General features: G+C 63.0%; 14 protein-coding genes and 1 riboswitch. Of the genes, 11 read left to right on the forward strand and 3 right to left on the reverse strand.

Features of this window, described 5'->3' with window-relative positions:
* Positions 1-2: 2 nt before the first annotated feature.
* The 8 genes from pheS to OVA24_RS07215 all read left to right on the forward strand — a co-directional run bounded on the left by pheS (position 3) and on the right by OVA24_RS07215 (position 9,164).
* Entirely contained in the window at positions 3-1,019 is a 1,017-nt protein-coding gene (gene pheS, locus OVA24_RS07180; protein WP_267674517.1) for a phenylalanine--tRNA ligase subunit alpha, read from the forward strand.
* A 101-nt stretch (positions 1,020-1,120) separates the two neighbouring features.
* Positions 1,121-3,502: a phenylalanine--tRNA ligase subunit beta gene (gene pheT / locus OVA24_RS07185; RefSeq protein WP_267674518.1), complete on the forward strand. Its 2,382-nt coding sequence runs from the start codon at positions 1,121-1,123 to the stop codon at positions 3,500-3,502.
* 282 nt (positions 3,503-3,784) lie between these two features.
* A complete protein-coding gene (locus OVA24_RS07190; protein WP_267674519.1) occupies positions 3,785-4,141 on the forward strand; it encodes a hypothetical protein in 357 nt (118 codons plus the stop codon).
* 91 nt (positions 4,142-4,232) lie between these two features.
* A riboswitch (cobalamin riboswitch) is annotated at positions 4,233-4,383 on the forward strand.
* 159 nt (positions 4,384-4,542) lie between these two features.
* Positions 4,543-5,133, forward strand: coding sequence for a hypothetical protein (locus OVA24_RS07195; protein WP_267674520.1), 591 nt, complete (start codon positions 4,543-4,545; stop codon positions 5,131-5,133).
* A 20-nt stretch (positions 5,134-5,153) separates the two neighbouring features.
* A complete protein-coding gene (locus OVA24_RS07200) occupies positions 5,154-7,130 on the forward strand; it encodes a TonB-dependent receptor (protein WP_267674521.1) in 1,977 nt (658 codons plus the stop codon).
* 2 nt (positions 7,131-7,132) lie between these two features.
* Positions 7,133-8,053: a hypothetical protein gene (locus OVA24_RS07205; RefSeq protein WP_267674522.1), complete on the forward strand. Its 921-nt coding sequence runs from the start codon at positions 7,133-7,135 to the stop codon at positions 8,051-8,053.
* 39 nt (positions 8,054-8,092) lie between these two features.
* Positions 8,093-8,437 (forward strand): aspartate 1-decarboxylase, encoded by a 345-nt coding sequence (locus tag OVA24_RS07210; RefSeq protein ID WP_267674523.1) that lies wholly within the window; start codon positions 8,093-8,095, stop codon positions 8,435-8,437.
* Between the two features lie 139 nt (positions 8,438-8,576).
* Entirely contained in the window at positions 8,577-9,164 is a 588-nt protein-coding gene (locus tag OVA24_RS07215) for a hypothetical protein (protein WP_267674524.1), read from the forward strand.
* Between the two features lie 95 nt (positions 9,165-9,259).
* Here the strand turns inward: OVA24_RS07215 and OVA24_RS07220 are convergent, their stop codons facing one another.
* Positions 9,260-10,225 carry a PhoH family protein gene (locus tag OVA24_RS07220; RefSeq protein WP_267674525.1) on the reverse strand — a complete coding sequence of 322 codons (966 nt, stop codon included), beginning with the start codon at positions 10,223-10,225 and terminating at the stop codon, positions 9,260-9,262.
* A 101-nt stretch (positions 10,226-10,326) separates the two neighbouring features.
* Between OVA24_RS07220 and OVA24_RS07225 the strand changes: the two genes are divergently transcribed.
* The 3 genes from OVA24_RS07225 to OVA24_RS07235 all read left to right on the forward strand — a co-directional run bounded on the left by OVA24_RS07225 (position 10,327) and on the right by OVA24_RS07235 (position 12,890).
* A complete protein-coding gene (locus tag OVA24_RS07225) occupies positions 10,327-10,785 on the forward strand; it encodes a hypothetical protein (RefSeq protein ID WP_267674526.1) in 459 nt (152 codons plus the stop codon).
* A gap of 110 nt (positions 10,786-10,895) precedes the next feature.
* Positions 10,896-11,429, forward strand: a complete 534-nt coding sequence (locus OVA24_RS07230) for an STAS domain-containing protein (protein WP_324287891.1) — start codon at positions 10,896-10,898, stop codon at positions 11,427-11,429.
* A gap of 6 nt (positions 11,430-11,435) precedes the next feature.
* The gene (locus OVA24_RS07235) at positions 11,436-12,890 is read left to right on the forward strand and encodes a PP2C family protein-serine/threonine phosphatase (RefSeq protein ID WP_267674528.1); all 1,455 of its coding nucleotides are present in this window, start codon (positions 11,436-11,438) and stop codon (positions 12,888-12,890) included.
* Positions 12,891-12,903: 13 nt separating this feature from the next.
* On the opposite strand, the gene OVA24_RS07240 is transcribed toward OVA24_RS07235, so the two are convergent.
* Together OVA24_RS07240 and OVA24_RS07245 are read right to left on the reverse strand one after the other, a co-directional pair.
* The gene (locus tag OVA24_RS07240; RefSeq protein ID WP_267674529.1) at positions 12,904-13,404 is read right to left on the reverse strand and encodes a hypothetical protein; all 501 of its coding nucleotides are present in this window, start codon (positions 13,402-13,404) and stop codon (positions 12,904-12,906) included.
* Positions 13,404-14,951, reverse strand: coding sequence for a DUF1501 domain-containing protein (locus tag OVA24_RS07245; RefSeq protein WP_267674530.1), 1,548 nt, complete (start codon positions 14,949-14,951; stop codon positions 13,404-13,406). Before OVA24_RS07245 ends, OVA24_RS07240 begins: the two co-directional genes overlap by 1 nt.
* Positions 14,952-14,958: the final 7 nt, after the last annotated feature.

Below are 14,958 nucleotides of genomic sequence, written 5' to 3' on the forward strand. Positions count from 1 at the left end.
CCATGAACGAGTCCATCGCCTCCATCCAGACCGATGCCCTGGAACGCATCGCCAACGCAGCAGACGAGCGCGCGCTCGAAGACGCCCGCGTGGGGGTGCTGGGCAAGAAAGGCACGCTCACCCTTGCCCAGGCTGGCATCAAGGATGTGCCGAAGGAAGAGAAGGCCGCCTTCGGCCAGTCGCTCAATGCCGCCCGCGCCGCCATCACCTCCGCGCTGGAGGAAAAACAGGCGGCCCTCCAGGAGGTGGCGGACCGGAAGGCCCTCGACGGCGTGGATGTGACCCTGCCCGGCCGCCCGGTCCTCACCGGTGCGCTCCACCCGCTCACCCAGATCCGTGACGAGGCTATCGGCATCCTCCGCCGCATGGGCTTCGCCCTCGCGGACGGCCCGGAGATCGAGGATGAGTTCCACTGCTTCGACGCGCTGAACACGCCCGCCGACCACCCGGCCCGCAACGAGAAGGACACCTTCTATTTCGACTCCGGAAAACTCCTCCGCACCCACACCTCCAGCGTGCAGGTGCGCACCATGGAGTCGCAGGCGCCGCCGCTGCGCATTATCGCGCCCGGCTCCGCCTACCGCCGGGACGAGATCGATGCGACGCATCTTTCCGTCTTCAACCAGCTCGAGGGTCTCTACGTCGCGGAGGATGTCTCCCTGCCGGACCTGAAGGGCACGCTGGAGTATTTCCTGCGGGAACTGTTCGGAACCACCACGGAGGTCCGCTTCCGCCCGCACTTCTTCCCGTTCACCGAACCGAGCTTCGAGATCGACGTGAAGCTCCAGGTCAAGGGTCAGGCTCCGCGCTGGATCGAGGTCGCCGGCTGCGGCATGGTGGACCCAGCCGTTTTCTCCGCCGTCAACGCCGCACGGAAGGACAACGCATTCGACCCGGAAAAGGTCACCGGCTTCGCCTTCGGCATGGGCCTCGACCGCCTCGCCATGATCCGCTGGGGCATCAAGGACATCCGCCTCCTCATCGAAAACGACGTCCGTTTCCTCAAACAATTCGCCTGAAAAAAGAACCGCGAATGAACGCGAATCAACGCCAATAAGGATATTTCATTCGCGTCTATTGGCGTCCATTAGCGGTTTAAAAGCATTTCCCTCTTCCTGTCATGAAAACGTCCCTCAACTGGCTCGGCAGCCACCTGAATCTCTCCGGAAAATCGATCAAGGAGATCGATGACCTCTTCACCTTCGCGGGTGTCGAGGTCGAAGGCATCGAGACGAAGGGCATCGCTTCGGAAAAGATCGTGGTCGCACAGATCATGGAGGCCGTGCAGCACCCGAACGCGGACAAGCTGAAGGTCACTCAGGTGGACGTGGGCGAGGGGACGCTGCGGCAGATCGTCTGCGGCGCGAAGAACTACAAGGTGGGGGACAAGGTGCCCTGCGCCCTGCCCGGTGCCGCACTTCCCGGTGGTTTCACTATCGGTGAGACGAAGATGCGCGGTGTCGATTCCCGTGGCATGCTCTGCGCCGCGGAGGAGATCGGCCTGCCGAAGGGTGAGGACGGCCTGCTCATCCTGCCGGAGGACTCCGTCATCGGGAAGCCCGTGAAGGAGATGTTCGATTCCGACGTCCTGCTGGAGCTGGAGGTCACTCCAAACCGCCCGGACCTGTTGAGCCACCGTGGCATGGGCCGGGAGCTCGCCACCCTGCTGCGCACGCCTTTCCTTCCGCTGGAAATCCCGGCTGTGGAAAAGGTCTCCGAAGACGCCGCCGTGATCCACATTGAGGCCACGGACGCCTGTCCGTTCTACACCGCTGTCCGCATCAAGGGTGTGAAGGTGCAGGAAAGCCCGGCTTGGCTGAAGAAGCGCTTGGAATCCATCGGACTGCGCCCGATCAACAACGTCGTCGATATCACGAACTTCGTGCTCCACGAACTCGGCCAGCCGCTGCACGCCTTTGATGCCGCGAAGGTCAGCGGCGCGATTGTCGTCCGCCACGCCAACGACGGCGAGGTGTTCAGCGCGCTCGATGAATCGGAGCATGAACTGGTCTCCGGCGACCTGCTCATTTCGGATGAATCCGGAGCCGCGCTAGCCCTCGGCGGCGTGATGGGTGGCGCGGAGAGCGGCGTCACGGAGGAGACCACGGAGATCCTGCTGGAGTCCGCCTGGTTCACCCCGCAGGGAATCCGCCGCACCTCCCGCCGCACCGCGCTTTCCTCTGACTCCTCCTACCGCTTCGAGCGTGGGGTGGACCCGCAGGGCGTGCTGCCTGCCTCCGCGCTGGCCGTGAAGCTCATCCTGGAAACCGCGGGCGGTGATGCCGGCGTGACCTTCGCCTCCGGCACCGCACCCGCGCTGACGAAGCCGGTGGCACTGGATGAAAGGAAGCTCAACCAGCTCATGGGCGGATCGATCTCACTGGATGCCGCGGAGGAGATCCTCACCCGTCTGGGCCTGTCGAAACTCACCGACGGCACCTGGGATGTCCCGTCGTTCCGTGCGGACCTCCAGCGTCACATCGACCTCGTCGAGGAGATCGCCCGCGTCCATGGCCTGGACAACGTGCCATCCCGTTTTCTCGGTGCCTTCGTGCCGCAGAGCGCCGTGGACAAGGCGTATGACGCGGACATGGTCTTGCGCCGCCGCCTCGCCGCGCTCGGCCTCTACGAGTGCCAGACCATCAAGCTCATCTCGGACGCCCAGGTGGCGGACGGGCTGCCGCTGCGCCCGCTGCAGGATGGCGACATCATCCGCGTGAAACTCCCGCTCAGCGAGGACCACGCCGTCATGCGCCCCAGCATCGTCCCCGGCCTGGTTGCCAGCGCCGCGCGCAACGTGCGCCAGCAGCAGAAGGCGCTCCGCTTCTTCGAAATGGGCCGCGTGTTCCGCAATGCGGGCGGCGGCAAGGCGAAGGACCAGGAAAGCGAAACGCTCGGCATCCTCGTCTCCGGCAGCACCAACACCGGCGGCTGGGCACAGGCCGACCGCACCGCGGATCTCTATGACCTGAAGGGCATCCTCGGCGCCCTCCTGCCGAACCGGACCATCCGCTTCACGCCGAAGGAACGCGACGGCTTCGCGCTCGGCAGCGACATCAAGGCGGATGACCAGAACATCGGCGCTTTCGCCCGTCTGTCGCTGGCGAAGGAACGCGCGCTCGACTTCACCTCCGCCGTGTATGTTGCGGAGCTGGATCTTGCCAAGGTGCGCAAGCTCCTGGCCGGCATCACCCAGGTGGAGGACCTGCCGCAGTTCCCGGGTTCGTCCCGCGACGCGGCGATGGAAATCCCCGCCGCCACCGCGAACGCGCAGATCGAAGCCGTGATCGCCAAGCACGCCGAGCCGCTCCTGACCGGTTCCGAATGCTTCGACGTCTTCACCGACCCGACCGGCGTGAAACTCCCCGCCGACCGCAAGTCCGTGGCCTACCGCTTCCACTACCGCGCCGCGGACCGCACGCTCAAGGCAGAGGAAGTCGATGCCGCGCACCAGAAAGTGCTCGCCGCACTGGCCACCGGCCTCGGTGTGAAGTTCCGCTGAGGCTGCTGGAGAAAGCCCGCTGGGAGCGCCGGTCTCCAGACCGGCATCTTCATCGGGATGGAGCGCCGACTTCAGTCGGCTCCGGAGAATCCAGCCAGCGAAGCCAAGCCGGCTGAAGCCGGCGCTCCATTCGCTGTCCCGTTGGTCCATCAAAACTTATTGGGTGCATGATGCCGAGATCTTCTCTCCTCGCTCGCGCGTTGGGAGGATCCGGTTTTGGTGGAAGTTGCTTCCATCGGACGGTTGGGCATTCTCTTGGGAATGGATCGCGCACGCACTGTCATGAGAGGGCTTTTCAGAAGCCGCGTCCTCTGGTTCGTCGTCGGGATGGCTTGGTTGCCTTCGTTCAAATACATGGGCCGATACACCAGGGAACCCACCGCTTTTGAGGCGATGGGCTGGGTCCCACGTCACCATGAGAGCAAGTATCTCTCCAAGGTCCCTTCCGAATTTGACTATACCCTGCAGTTCCCGGGGGATCGGGAGAAGTTCGAGGCATTCATCAAACGGATGAACCTGCAGGATCACAAGGTGTCCGATGACGAATACAAGAGGGAGGCTGATGGCGGTGGGATGAAGGCGACCTTCTCCCCCGACCGGAAGGGATTCGAGATCGAGTTCAGCTCGTGGAAGATTTGATCATGGTACTCCGCACGTGCGGAATCTGCGGGCTTGCATGATCCGCCAGGGTCTGGTGTCTTCCCTGCCGATGACCTGATGCGGGGTGCATGGAATCCGGTGAGAGCCCGGAACAGTCGCGCTGCGGTATCCGATGGACGAATTCCCACACAGCCAATCTCCGCGCGAGCGGGGGTGAAGGCGGGAAGGAGGCGGGGAGGGCGGGAGAGATTCCGTTCCCCCACAGTCGGGAGTCCGAATACTTCACCCCGTTTCGTTCGTCCCGGTGCCGTTCATCCGGATGCGGCGCCGTGTATGCCCTTCCGCGCAAGAGGGGTTTGGGACGGAGAATGCCCGAGTGCCATCCACGCGGGTTTTCCTCTTCTCGTGTCCGGGTCATCCACAGAATCAGAAGAGAAAACATGAAAATCAACATCGTCAGGGTGTTCGCCGTTGCGTGTACCCTGCTCTCCGCCAGCTTTGCCGGGGCCGCCAACATCATCCTCGGGTCCGGCACGGACGTTTCCTACCTCGTGCTGGAATCCCCGAACATCGGGAGCCGCACCTACGAAATTTACTACACCTACAGTAGCGGATCTCCGTTGGACACCTGGGGTCTGCTCCAGATCATCGACTCCGCGGAGAGCGATCTTTCCATCAGCGCGGACAACTACGGCACGGTCGGGGAGCCGAACTATTTCATCTCCGCCATCACCTGGATGGGGGTGACGGAAACGAACGCCGGGGCCCCTGACTACGCGCCGTATTGGGTGCAGTCCGTGGCGGGTGGACTGGCCGGATATCCGACGGGTGTCCCTGTTGCGGATGGTTCATGGTCGGAAGGCAGCGGTGTCTCCGCTCCTTTCCGGGTGGTCGCACCGGGTTCCTGGGACGGTCTGGTGTATGGTGCGTATGGGACCGTTCCCAGCGTGAATCCCGTGCCGGAGCCCGTTGCATCCGTGATGGTGTTGATGGGCGGCGCACTGGTCTGGCGCCGCCGCAGGGCGCGCTGAGCCCAAACCAACCATTTGCGATGGCGGGATCTTCCAGCCTCGCCGTATTTTCGGCGCTCCTGCTCGCCGTGGCTTCCGCCACGGGCGAGGAAGTGATGCCTGAAATCGTGGTGGAAGCATGGCGGGGGGCTGTGCTTCCACCACACTTCGCGGGAAACGCGACCGTCATCGATGAGGAGGAAATCACCTCCTCCGGTGTCCGCTCCGTGGCGGAATTGTTGGCGGTGAAGGGCGGCGTGCGGTTGACCAGCACCTCCGGAAATGCTGCGGCGGGTGCGCTGCACCTCCGGGGGTTCGGGGAAAATTCCTCTTCCCGTGTGCTGGTGATGGTGGATGGGCGTCCGGTGAACCGCCCGGACATGGCGGCGGTGTCCCTGCTGGAGGTGCCCCTTTCCCGGATCGTCCGGGTGGAGATCCTGCGGGGTGCGCAGACCGCCCGTTTCGGAGACAATGCGGCGGCGGGGGTTATCAATCTCGTCACCCGCACCCCTTCGGGAAACGGGAGCGGTTATCTCGAAGCCGCCGGGGGCAGTGACGGACTCGCCATCCAGCGCCTGGGTTACGGTGTCCGGTACGGCGCGGACGGCATCCGCGTCGATCTGGAAAGGAACTTTTCAGACGGCTGGCGGGACAACGCGATGAGCGAGATGGAGTCCGCCCATTTTCGTTGGGACCGGCGGCTCGGCCACGGATGGGAGGTGGATGCGGGCATGGGCTGGTCGGATGAACTCACCGGCTTTCCCGGACCATTGTCAGAGGCGAGGTACCGGGACGATCCCCGGCAGTCGATCTACGTGCAGGCCGGACAAGAGGATCAGTATTTTTCGGAACAGGAGCAATGGAAGGCAGATGTCACCCTGGGCTGGAAGGGCGGCCAGGGGATGGGCGTGGACCTGCCGCTGGCGTGGTCCCGCCGGGACCAGGCATGGAACTTCGGCCCCGGATCCCACACGGACAACCTGCTGGATTCCGTCACCTTCCGCCCGGAATGGAGCTGGCGGACCGCTGGGCTGGATGTCCGGACCGGGCTGAACATCCGGCATGACTCGCTCGATCTCACCCAATACCGGGAGATCCAGCGGCAGAGGAAAACCGCGGTCGCGGACCTCGAACGCATGGTCTATGGGGTATCCACCGCGGTGGACTGGGAACCATGGCAAGGGTGGCACCTCGGCTTTGCCGGCAGGCTGGAAGGCTCCCGGGTGGACGCCCGTGCGGAGAGCATCCGCTTTCCGTGGGACCCGGATTTGAATTTCGACAGGGGCGGTAGTGAACTGAACCATGCGCTGCAGCTCGGCCTCCGCTGGGAGGGGGATTCCGCGGATGGATGGTTGCGCTATGACCGGCTCTACCGTCTGCCTTCCACGGATGAGATCGCCTCCTACCAGGGCTTTCCCATGTCGGAGCCTTTCAATGACCGCCTGGAGGCGGAAACCGGCCACCAGGTCGAGCTGGGCGGCGAATGGCGGCGGGACGGCTGGAGGTGCCGGTTGAATGGATTCGTCCAGTGGCTCGATGGTGAGATCGCCTATGACTACCTCCGGAATTTGAACGTGAACCTCGAGGAAACCCGCCGCTACGGGGTGGAGACGGAGCTGGGCTGGAACTCCGCCCGTTGGGATCTTCTGTTCCGCCACACCTGGCTGGATGCCCGGCAGCGATCCGGCGAATATTCCGGAAAGGAAATCTACCTTGTTCCGCAGCATGAGTTCTCCGCCGTGGCCGGTTGGCGTCCCATGGAGCGTTGGCTGGTACAGGCGGAATACCAATACACCGGCAGTTCCTTCGAGGGGAACGATCTGTCCAACAACCAACCGAAGCTGCCCTCCCATGCCACTGCGAACCTCATGGTGCGCTGGGAGGGTCGTGACGGATGGTCCGTCTATGGGCGGGTGAACAACCTCGCCGATGAGCGGTATGCGACGGTGAAATACAATGGAGTCTGGTATCCTGCGGCGGGCCGGCAGTATCAGATCGGCATCCGGAAAGAGTTCTGAACATGAAAAAGGCGCTTCTGATTTTCTCCGCATTGTGGCCCCTGGCCGCCGGTGCGGGTGATTTTCCACCTCCCGCCGGGGCTCCAGGCTCCACCGCCATCAGCCATACGGACCCCCGCTTCGTTGGTTGGGCGAAAGGTTATCTCCCGCCGCAGTATGGCGCGGGTGTCGATGGGATCTGGAAGACTCCGGATCTGGCGTTGGGAGCGGCAGGTACGGATCCCATGCATATCGTCTGCCTTGGGAATGGTGGCAGGATGACCCTCGTTTTCCCCCATCCCATCCGCAACGGACAGGGCGCGGACTTCGCCGTCTTTGAAAATGCCTTCAACCACACCTTCCTGGAACTGGCCTTCGTGGAAGTTTCCAGCGACGGGGTGAACTACCACCGCTTTCCGGCGATTTCGGATACGGTCGAGCCTGCTGGCGGCTTCGGCGGGATCGATGCGACGGAGATCCACAACCTTGCGGGAAAATACCGGGGCGGCTATGGCACTCCGTTTGATTTGGATGAGATCCTGGATGCGCCGCTTCTGGACAAGGAGAACGTGCGGTTCGTCAGGATCGTGGACATCATTGGGGACGGGAGTACGAGCGACAGCCGCGGCGAGCCGATTTATGACCCGTGGCCGGTCGAAGGCTCCGGCGGGTTTGATCTGGACGCCATCGGGGTGATCCACCAGAACGACGGGCCGTTCCGCGTCACCCGCGCCGTCGCTGGAGAAACGGTTTTCACGCTGGAGTGGGAGAGCAACCCGGGCACCAGCTACCGGATCGAGACATCCACCTCGCTGGACCCTGCGGAGGCATGGCTGCCGGTGGATCAGGTGGCGGGCAGCCAGCTTTCCGGAACCACCATTTTCCCCGCACCGGCGGATCCGGCGGAAACCCGGCGCTTCTGGAGGGTGGTGCGTCTGGACTAATCGCTTGACTGCCGGGGAATCGGCGGATTCCTTCCGCGCATGCTTCGCCAAGTCCTGAAGTCAAAGATGCACCGCGCCATGATCACGTCCTCGGATGTGGACTATGAAGGCAGCATCGAGATCGACACCGAGCTCATGGAGGCGGCGGGCCTGTGGGAGGGTGAGAAGGTGCTGGTCGCCTCCATCACCAGCGGCAACCGTCTGGAGACCTACGTGCAGGCGGGGGTTCCCGGTTCCAGGGAAATCATCATCAATGGCGGCGCCGCCCACCGGATCAAGAAAGGCGAGCGGGTGGCTATCATGGCCTTCGCTGTTTCCGATGTCCCGGTCGTGCCGAAAAAGATCCTCCTTGATGAGGAGAACCACATCATCCGCAGGAACTGAATTTCAGGGATAGCGGCGGATCGGGCATGGTTTAAACAAATTGACCCGACATATCTCCCGTGGCAGGTTTCCCGGGCGTATGAAGTATTTACCGGTCCTCTCCGCCACCGCCGCTCTCGCCCTTGTGGGGTGCGCATCCATGAACGCCCCGCTCACCTCCAGCGGGAGCTTCGATCCTCTTTCCGCTGCCGGTGGCTCGGTCCGTAGCGGAACCAGCACGGCTTCCAGCTTCAAGGCCGGTCAATTCGTCCGCGCCGCCATCGACAACACCGCGTTTTTCAGCAAGCGCCCGAAAGGTGATGCGGATGCCGACAAACTTCTTCCCCGGAACACGGAGATGAAGGTGATCTCAGTGGACTCCAGCTATGTGAAGGTGGAGCTGGACAGCGGTGAGGTGGGCTTTGTCCCCGCGGTGATGGTGCAGGACCCGAATGCGGTGGTGACCGATACCAGCGGCATGGTTGTCTATCCACCGCTCCCTGCGGGAGGTGGCATCGTCGAGCCGCTGCCGAACATGACCCCCACGGATGTGCCTCCGGGAGGCGTTCCGCCGGTCATTTCCGTGGATCCGTCCGCACCGGTGCCTCCCGCTCCCGCCGCCACTGGAGATCCCTCCACCGCGCCCGGCACATCACCCGCCGCCACTCCTGCGGCCCCTGCAGCACCCACCCCGCCTCCGCTCCCTCCGGGCGGTGAGGATGTTTCCCCGGGGAAAGAATCCGAGTAACCTGCTGCCAGCGGTTCCACACCATCTCCTCATCAAAGCCGGTGCTCCACAGGGACACCGGCTTTTCTTTTTTGGAGAAGGACCGCGACAGGTGATCAGGCGCGATAGCGCTCGTAGGCTTCCACGATGCGTCCGACGACCGGGTGGCGGACGATGTCCTGCTTCGCGAAGCGCAGGAAGGTGATGCCGTCGATGCTCTGCAAGGCGTGTTCCGCTTCCGAAAGGCCGGATCTCACCCCGGGCTTCAGGTCCACCTGGGAACCATCGCCGGTGACGACCATGCGCGAGTCCTCTCCAAGACGGGTCAGGGTCATGAACATCTGCTCGCGGGTGGTGTTCTGGGCCTCATCCAGGATGATGAATGAACGGGAAAGCGTGCGTCCGCGCATGAAAGCAAGCGGGGCGATTTCAATGGTGCCGTCCTCCAGGTAGCGCTGCGCTTCCTCCGGATCCAGCATGTCATGGATGGCGTCGTAGAGCGGCCGCAGGTAGGGAGCCACCTTTTCACGGAGGTCCCCGGGCAGGAAGCCGAGAGCTTCGCCTGCCTCCACGGCGGGGCGGGTGAGGACGATGCGTTGGATCGCTTTCTTCTTCAGCATGGTCAGCGCCATGGCCATCGCCAGGTAGGTTTTCCCGGTTCCCGCGGGGCCGAGCCCGAAGATGACATCGTGGGTCTCCATGGCCCGGATGTAGGCCAGTTGGTTGGGCGTCCGCGGGACCACCGGTTTGCGTCCCTTCGAGCCGACCAGCTTCACTCCGGACAACTCGGACACGCCGACTTCAGCGCCCGTGGCAGCCGCTTCCACCGCCAGGCGGAAGTCGCGGGTCTCTATTTCCCGGCCGTTGCGGCGCGCGGTTTCCAGGTCGTCGAACACGGCTTTCGCCCTGGCCAATGCAGCCGGTTTTCCGGAAAGAAGGATCCATCCTTCGCGGGTGACCGCCTTCACTTCGAGCATCGTTTCCAGCACGTTCAGGTTCCGCACGTCATCCGCGAACAGGGAATGGAGGAACTGGGGGGTATCGAACTCAAGTTTGATCTCGTCGGCAGCGGTATCGATCATTGGCAGTGAATAATCTAACGCCGGAACCGGGACCGGTCAATCATCCGGCTTGCTCCGTTCTTGATCCTTGATCCCCGTGGGCGTGCTGCTTGAATGGGTGCGTGAAACACTGCTATCTGTTCTTGTCCTTGTTGGGGTTGGGCGCTTGTGCGGGGCCGGACAGCCAACTGACCGTGAAGCAGTTCTACCTCCGCGATCAGGTTGAGGACGATCTGGATGATCCCATGATGCGCGGTGAGAAAAGCCGCCTGCTGCATGGCGCGGTGAGCATGGCCGAAAGGCGTGACCGGCTGGGGCAGTACTACACCGTGCTCTGGAGTGAGGCGGATGGCGTGGGATCCGGACCGGTTGAGGTCCGTTTCGACTACCGCCAGGGCGCATCCGGCAGCCGGATCAAGACCCGTTCCGAGAAATTTTCCCCGCAGACATCCTCCGGAAAAGCGGTCTTCTCCGTGGTCGGGGATGACTACTTCAAGCGTGGCAAGGTCATCAGTTGGAAGGTGACGCTCCTGCGTGACGGAAAGGCTCTTTCGAGCAAGCAGTCCTACATGTGGGAATAAGGTGGTGGGTGGAAAAACCGCCTTGGATTCAACCGCAAGTAAGGTTGACCGGATGCGTGAATGATTTATAGTGTTCCGCACCCGGCCGTTGGAAGTACCGCACTCACCCCGTGATCACCGAATGCCCCATATTGGTAGGAACTTTTGAACGGTTCAGTTGGATCCGTTGTGTCGGGAAGGGCTCATTTCTGACGAGTCCGGCAATGAAAGCGTTCGGTGACGACGCGATTTCCAACGGTGAGCGATGTCTGGTCGTTGACCTCGGTGCCTGCACGGGGATGGACTCCACCTTCATGGGGACTCTCGCAGGGATGGCCGCAAGGCTCTCCGTCGTTGATGGGGGGACGCTCCAGATCGCGGACGCGGGCGAGCGCAACAGGCGCTCCCTGGAAGATCTTGGATTGGACTTTTTGATGGAGATCGATCCTCCCTCCGCTGATTGGCGGGGGAAAGTGGAGGAGGTCCGGAAATCACTGAAGCCGCCGAAGAACGGTGTCTCCGCGGGGAACCAGGCCCGGCATGTGCTGGAAGCCCACCAAGTGCTTTCCCAGGCGAATGAGAGCAATGCCCGGAAATTCTCCACGGTCGTGGATCTGCTGGAAGCGGAACTGGCGGAGAAACAGGGGGCAACGGAGGGGTCGTAGCGACGGATGACACCTCTCCAGCATTCGATCACAGGTGCGCTGTTGTTGTTCGTGATCGCGGCCGTGGTGCTAGTGGTTGCCCTGCAGAACCAGCGCCGTCATTCCCGCAGGTTGCGCGTGCGGTTCAGGGATCATGATGCGAAGGAGCACCGGATGTTCACTTTCCTCCATGACCTGGGGGAGTCGATCGAGAACGAGCCGTCCCCGGCCGTGCTTTCCCGCATCATCGTGGATGGCATCGACAAGGTGGTGAAGGCGACCGGCGGGGCGATCTATTTTGTTTCGGAGGAGAACGGTGGCTACCTGAACCCGTCTTATGTTTCGGAGGACTGTCCTCCGCTCATCGGTCTTCCGGCGGATGTCAGGAAGAAGGCGGAGAAGGATCCGCGCGCGATCGACAGCTACATCCGTTTGTCACGGGTTGGCATCGGGGACGGGATCCTCGGGTATTGCCTGGAGGCGGGTGAGGTGATCCAGGTGGATGATGTGAAAGGCCATCCCTCGTTCCGTGACATCCATGCTCCTTACAAGGAGGACGTGTCCGTGCTGATGGCTCCGCTGCGCCACGCGGGGAAAGACATGGGAGTGCTGGCGGTGGCCCGCCGTCACCAGGACGGATATTTCTCCGACAACGACTTCGCCGTGTTCAAATCCGCCGCGGAACAATCAGCCTTCGCCATCGGCAACGCGCGCATCCATCGGGAAGCCAGTGAAAAACGGGCGATGGAGAGCGAGCTGCGGACCGCGCGCGAAGTACAGCAAGTGCTGCTCCCGCAGAAGGACCCGGTGGTGCCGGGCTTCCGCATCAGCGGAACCAACCTGCCTGCCCGCATCATCAGCGGTGATTACTACGACTACATCGACCTCGGAGATGCGAAGTGCGGCATCGTCATCGCGGACGTTTCCGGCAAGGGTGTCCCGGCGGGTCTGCTGATGGCCATGTGCCGCAGCTCCCTGCGCTCCGTGGCGGCGGGCGAGCATTCGCCGTCCAAGGCGCTCGGACTGGTGAACCGCCAGCTTTTCCCGGACATCCGGGAGGACATGTTCATCAGCATGGCTTACGGCATCCTCGATGGCATGACCGGAATCCTCACGCTGTCCAGGGCGGGACATGACCCTGCGCTCTGCTACCGGGCGGCGGCCGGAACGGTCGAGTCCCTGCGCTCTCCGGGGCTCGCACTGGGGGTGGACAGCGGTCAGGTTTTCGAGCGGGTGACCAAGGATCAGGAGGTGCCGCTGCACGCGGGGGACTGCGTTCTGTTCTATACGGACGGTGTGAAGGAAGCCGTCGATGCGAAAGAGGAGGAGTTCGGCATGGAACGCATGGCGGAGGTTTTCAGGAGCGCGGCTCCTCATGGAGCGGAAGCGGTGCTTCTCAGGATGCAGGAGGAACTCAAGGCATTCACGGGTGAGTGCGCGCAGATGGATGACATCACCCTGGTGGTCATTGAGAAGCGTTGATCCCGCCGTCGGATCAGCGGAGGTGATCGTCTGCGGTGTTCATTTCCCTGTCCGGGCCCGCGGAGCGTATTTCCGTCTGTGATCCGGATATCTGGTGGAAAAAATAGGGGGTGCCCCATCGGTCGATCAGTTGTCCCGCCCCATTGAGGTGCGGACCTTTGTCGGGAAGATAGGCCAGGCGTTTCGGATTTCCGCCCAACAGGGCGGCGGTGATCTCCTCGTTCTCGCCGACGGGGTTCCCGTCATGGTGTTTCCTGAACTCGGACATCAGCAGTTCGATGGTGGCCAGATCATCCTCCACTTGGGAGTCAGGTGAGTTGAGCGGAGTGATGCCGTCCGCGATGGGAAGCCTGGTGACCTTCTCCGGCTCCGCGCTCCGGGGTGGTGGCGGGGTGCGGCGGGCTTCCTGGTTTGGAGCCGGTGGTGGAGAGGGTGTGTCAGCCTGCCGCGTCAACAGGAAGCCGCCCAGAAGCAGCCCGCCGATGGCAGCGGAAACGAGGAACCGGCGGGACATCAGAGGAACCCGAGATTGGCGGTGGAGCTGGTGGTGGCGTCGAACCGGCCGAGGTTCGGGAACACGGCCTCCATCGAGTTTGAATCCGCCCCCATCCATGAGGCGAGGCGCGCCGCATACTGGTCCACCGAAGTGTCCGGGATCCACCGGCCGCGGTTCGACCCCGCGTCGATCGAGCCGGACACCGCGCCCGTCTTCAATGAAGGGAAGCTGCCATAGAGGTCGCCGCCGTTGACCGCGCCCCCGGTGACAAAGGCATGGCTGCCCCAGCCGTGGTCGGACCCCGCCTTGGTGGAGTCCGTGTTGTTCGGGGTGAAGGTGCGGTTGAAGTCGGAAGCGGTGAACGTCACCACGCTGTCCCACACGCCAAGTTCCTTCAGGGATTGGGAGAATGCCTTGATCGAGTTGTTCAGTTCGCGGACAAGGTTGCCGTGGGAAACGAGCAACGTCTGGTGGGTGTCGAAGCCTCCGATCTGGCAGAAGAAAATCTGCCGGTTGTTGCCGAGCACGTTCCTGCCGGCGATGAGCTTCGCGATCATCTTGAGCTGGTTGCCCAGAGAGGTGGTCGCCCCGGCGGTGCTGAAGATGGAGTCGAAGTTCACCCCGGTTGTCCCGGCCGCGGTGACCGCCGCGCCGATGGTTCCTTCGGCGGCGCGCGCCCGCACCACGATGCGGTTATATTCCTCCTCGTGGAGATTCGCATGGGTGAGACGCATGATGTCCTCGAAGGCCCTCAGCCGCTTCGCGGAATCCGTCGTCTTGTAGGAGCCGTCGGTGTTGAGCGCGTCCGTGTAGTTCGTTCCGAATCCGGAGAGCGGGACCGTGCCTCCGCTGTTCACGACGAACTGGGTAACCTGCCCGGCCGTGCCGACCTGGAACGAATTGATGCCCGCCAGTGAGATCGACATCGAAACCTTCGATGTCCCCGCATTGTAGGAGGAGTGCAGCAGGTCCGCAGCCCGTCCGCCCCAGCCGGAGCTGAACGGTTTGTCGGATACGGATGACTGCCACTGGGTCTGCTGGTCGGAGTGGGAGAACAGCTGGCGCGGCAGCGGGATGTTCCCGGAAAGGTACTCCGCACGGCTGGCGACGGGAAAGGCGAGGGTGCCCACGTTGCACATGACCGCCAGATCGCCTTCATTGAAAAGCTGGGCCAGATGGCTGGCTTCCGGGTGGAGGCCCATCGGGGAAACCCTCCCTCCATGCCAGCGGTTGAAGGCGCGGGTGGTGGCAGGGACGTTCAGGGTGCGGAGGGTGGTGCGGTCCAGCTTCAGGACGCCACGGCCCGTCTCATAATCCGCACGGATGCCGTCTTCCGCGGGATCTCCGGCGGGGACGAGGAAGTTGTTCGAATCATGACCCCCGTTCAGGAACAGGCAGACCAGCGCCTTGTAGGAACCGTCCGGAGGCGTTTGGGCCATGGCTGCGGTCATGAGGCGCATCTGGGCGAGGGCGTTGACCAGACCGGTGACGCCGAGCGACGCGCAGGCCGTCTGGCGGATGAAATCCCGGCGGCTGGCGAGGTCTTCCTTCTGGTGTTTTTTCATGGCAGGA

Source organism: Luteolibacter sp. SL250 (assembly GCF_026625605.1).
Lineage (GTDB): Bacteria > Verrucomicrobiota > Verrucomicrobiia > Verrucomicrobiales > Akkermansiaceae > Luteolibacter.

Excerpts from the sequence above, each read along its gene's own strand:
- OVA24_RS07240 (WP_267674529.1), bottom strand. The coding sequence starts at position 13,404 with ATGTCCCGCCGGTTCCTCGTTTCCGCTGCCATCGGCGGGCTGCTTCTG.
- OVA24_RS07200 (WP_267674521.1), top strand. The coding sequence starts at position 5,154 with ATGGCGGGATCTTCCAGCCTCGCCGTATTTTCGGCGCTCCTGCTCGCC.
- OVA24_RS07205 (WP_267674522.1), top strand. The coding sequence starts at position 7,133 with ATGAAAAAGGCGCTTCTGATTTTCTCCGCATTGTGGCCCCTGGCCGCC.
- pheS (WP_267674517.1), top strand. The coding sequence starts at position 3 with ATGAACGAGTCCATCGCCTCCATCCAGACCGATGCCCTGGAACGCATC.
- OVA24_RS07245 (WP_267674530.1), bottom strand. The coding sequence starts at position 14,951 with ATGAAAAAACACCAGAAGGAAGACCTCGCCAGCCGCCGGGATTTCATC.
- OVA24_RS07235 (WP_267674528.1), top strand. The coding sequence starts at position 11,436 with ATGACACCTCTCCAGCATTCGATCACAGGTGCGCTGTTGTTGTTCGTG.
- OVA24_RS07195 (WP_267674520.1), top strand. The coding sequence starts at position 4,543 with ATGAAAATCAACATCGTCAGGGTGTTCGCCGTTGCGTGTACCCTGCTC.
- OVA24_RS07220 (WP_267674525.1), bottom strand. The coding sequence starts at position 10,225 with ATGATCGATACCGCTGCCGACGAGATCAAACTTGAGTTCGATACCCCC.
- OVA24_RS07210 (WP_267674523.1), top strand. The coding sequence starts at position 8,093 with ATGCTTCGCCAAGTCCTGAAGTCAAAGATGCACCGCGCCATGATCACG.
- OVA24_RS07215 (WP_267674524.1), top strand. The coding sequence starts at position 8,577 with ATGAACGCCCCGCTCACCTCCAGCGGGAGCTTCGATCCTCTTTCCGCT.
- pheT (WP_267674518.1), top strand. The coding sequence starts at position 1,121 with ATGAAAACGTCCCTCAACTGGCTCGGCAGCCACCTGAATCTCTCCGGA.
- OVA24_RS07190 (WP_267674519.1), top strand. The coding sequence starts at position 3,785 with ATGAGAGGGCTTTTCAGAAGCCGCGTCCTCTGGTTCGTCGTCGGGATG.